Source organism: uncultured Planktosalinus sp. (assembly GCF_963973675.1).
GTDB lineage: Bacteria > Bacteroidota > Bacteroidia > Flavobacteriales > Flavobacteriaceae > Planktosalinus.
In genome coordinates this window covers 1-2663 of record NZ_CAXBAN010000364.1, presented here as the reverse complement: position 1 = coordinate 2663, position 2663 = coordinate 1, and the positions used below count along the sequence as shown (strand labels likewise).

Sequence of the window (2663 nt, the reverse complement as noted above, 5' to 3'; positions counted from 1 at the left end):
CCCTCTTTGAAAAAATACACAACAAGAAGAAAAGACAACCCATTCTCATTGCTGCCAAAAACGAACAGGACTGGCTCACAGACAGCCTCACCGAAACCGATATTCAACAACTTATGGCGACTCCCTATCCCGAAGAAGAACTCCACCCCTATACCGTGAGCAAAGACCTCTTTAGCCCTAAAATCAACAGTAATGTGCCCTCCATTTTAGACCCTGTGGCCTATGATGGGGTTCCGCTTTATGAGTAATTGACTAAAGGTTTATAAGACATAAGTCTAACTCATATTAAGCATAAATGAGCCATAGCATACATTTCAAGGCACACATTCACATAAAGTAAATAAGTTGCTTTCTAATACCAACCCGCACGATGGCCAATTGCATTAAAAATTTAATTTATTGCTCAAGGTATCTATTTTTGAAGCCGCACGTTTTACAATGGAATCTATTTGTTTGATTTTTGCACCTTCACGCGTTAAGACAGAATCCAAGTCAGGGATTTTTTTCAAGCCTTGATCCACAAGCGAATCTAAATCTTCCAACTTGTTCATATTCTTGTCCACCAAAGAGTCTAAACGATCAGTTTGTTGGTTAAGTTTATCCAGTTGAGCGTCCATTTTTTGAGTCATCTCATTACAGGAAACAAGGAGCAATCCCACAAAAAGCAAGGGTACATAGTTTGTTATTTTCATCCGGTTATAGTTATTTGTTTTTAATAGGTTAGATGAAATACCTTGCGAATCAATTTGTTAGATTGGCACCATGATAATAGGCATTTCATAGCTTTATTTTTTTTATGCAAATATACTGCTGTGTCAAATGTGAATGCTCTTCTTTAACAATTCTATAAGACCCTAAACTCTAAAATTCAGAAGGACAAGGTGCGCCTTCAGAACCCTTTGCAGAGCTAGGTTAAGAAGTATGTAGTTTTGAAAGAGGTCCTGTTTGTTGTTTTTCTTTGGTCACTCCTGCCCGTTTTATTTGTAAGCAGGTTACAGCTTCTATCTATTCTCGACACATCCCGTTCAACCTTGTTGAAAGGACTTCCTTATTTGATGGGACTTCAGAAACTATTTACTCAGAAAATAAATGAACAAAAAACCGATGGTAACAAGGTATTTGTCATAACATTCCATAAGTGACCGCATTAAGCATCATCTCAACTTTACAAACCAACGCCCTTGCAACCATAAGACAACCATTTAGTTAATATATTGTTATTTAAAAACTTCTTAACGGTTGTTTTGCTAATTATTGTTGATCTTATAGAGTGCTGCCTAAGTATTGGGCAGTTCTATTTAAAATCTAAAAAACAACACATGTCAACTAAAGGAAAAATATTGAAAGAAAGTGGAAAAATAATTGGTAAAGAAGTCGCGGAAAAAACCGGAAAGGCTGTTTATAAAAGAAAGGGTACTCTAGCAGTCGCTTTTGCAGCATTGGCAGCAACCGCAGTAGGCTATTGGGCTACTAAGGTAAGAGGGAAAAAGAAGAAATAATTTAGAGCGTTGGCAAACAAGTAAGCCTGATTCTATCAATGTGTTTTTTAAATGTATCTCCCTACAAAAAAAACACCAATCTTTTGAACCTTCATCGAGGGGATGTGGGGTATATTTTTTATCTTTAATCACATTCAAAACACTCTTATGGATTTATCAAAATACATTCGTGACATTCACGACTTCCCTAAACCGGGCATCCTCTTTAAAGACATCACCCCTTTGTTAAATGACCCGGCAGCTACTACTGCCTGCTTGGAACAGCTCATTGAACTCCTTCAGGGTAAAAAAATTGACAAGGTGGTGGGTATTGAGTCGCGCGGGTTTTTCTTTGCCACCTTATTGGCTCAAAAGCTCAATGCCGGCTTTGTACCCATTAGAAAACCCGGAAAGCTACCCCACAAAACCATTCAGCGCAGTTATGCCTTGGAATATGGTGATGACCATATCGAAATGCATGAAGACGCTATACAACAAGGTGATTTGATTTTATTGCACGATGATGTTTTAGCTACCGGAGGAACCGCAAAAGCCGCATGTGAGCTTATCGAACATTTGGGTGGAGTGATTGTTCAATGCAACTTCCTGATGGAATTAGAGTTCCTTAACGGAAGAGATCAAATAGCAGCCTATGATGTTCAGTCGGTTTTAAAATTTTAATACCTTTTTATGTACCTTTCCAAACTCACCCGAAAATGTAACAAACAAAGCTCCTTTCCACCGGGGGTTTAGGTCAAGTGTTATTTTTCCATGACCGTTTTCAATGGTATTCTCATATACTTTTTGTCCCAACACATTGTGAATGGTGATATTGATTTCACCGGAAATGGTATTTAGGTTAAACGACACTTTTTCTGAGGCCGGGTTGGGATAAGGTCCTGCAATATGTTGCTGTGCCCAATCTCCTGCTGAAAGGCTTGAAATCTCAAAAGTCCAGAACCCTTCCGGAGCTACCAGGGGTCGGGTTAAGGTTTTTCCGGAATTGGCTTCAGCCCATATATAATACTCGATTGAGGTGGCATCGCCCGGTACAGACAACTCAGTCACCCATAGATCATCTCCTTCAAAGCTCATTGCTGTTTCCTGATAATTTTGTGTACCGCTTTCGCGCCAAAAAACTTTTGCCGTGTTGATGCCTGAGTTGTGTTTAATCATCGCATCCAC

4 protein-coding genes and 1 pseudogene are annotated in these 2663 nt (G+C 39.1%); 3 read left to right on the top strand and 2 right to left on the bottom strand.

Features of this window, described 5'->3' with window-relative positions:
• Positions 1 to 248, top strand: a pseudogene (locus AACY61_RS12035) (SOS response-associated peptidase); the annotation flags it as partial.
• A 135-nt stretch (positions 249 to 383) separates the two neighbouring features.
• Here the strand turns inward: AACY61_RS12035 and AACY61_RS12030 are convergent.
• Complete coding sequence (locus tag AACY61_RS12030) at positions 384 to 692, bottom strand: hypothetical protein (RefSeq protein ID WP_339611822.1); 309 nt, start codon at positions 690 to 692, stop codon at positions 384 to 386.
• Between the two features lie 627 nt (positions 693 to 1319).
• On the opposite strand from AACY61_RS12030, the gene AACY61_RS12025 reads away from it, so the two are divergent.
• Together AACY61_RS12025 and AACY61_RS12020 are read left to right on the top strand one after the other, a co-directional pair.
• The gene (locus AACY61_RS12025; protein ID WP_339611821.1) at positions 1320 to 1499 is read left to right on the top strand and encodes a hypothetical protein; all 180 of its coding nucleotides are present in this window, start codon (positions 1320 to 1322) and stop codon (positions 1497 to 1499) included.
• A 147-nt stretch (positions 1500 to 1646) separates the two neighbouring features.
• Complete coding sequence (locus tag AACY61_RS12020) at positions 1647 to 2159, top strand: adenine phosphoribosyltransferase (RefSeq protein ID WP_339611820.1); 513 nt, start codon at positions 1647 to 1649, stop codon at positions 2157 to 2159.
• On the opposite strand, the gene AACY61_RS12015 is transcribed toward AACY61_RS12020, so the two are convergent.
• On the bottom strand, positions 2148 to 2663 hold a 516-nt coding region (locus tag AACY61_RS12015; protein WP_339611819.1), incomplete at its 5' end, for a T9SS type A sorting domain-containing protein. The two genes, AACY61_RS12020 and AACY61_RS12015, sit on opposite strands and share 12 nt — an antisense overlap.

Coding starts and splice junctions, on each gene's coding strand:
- AACY61_RS12030 (WP_339611822.1), bottom strand. CDS start 692: ATGAAAATAACAAACTATGTACCCTTGCTTTTTGTGGGATTGCTCCTT.
- AACY61_RS12025 (WP_339611821.1), top strand. CDS start 1,320: ATGTCAACTAAAGGAAAAATATTGAAAGAAAGTGGAAAAATAATTGGT.
- AACY61_RS12020 (WP_339611820.1), top strand. CDS start 1,647: ATGGATTTATCAAAATACATTCGTGACATTCACGACTTCCCTAAACCG.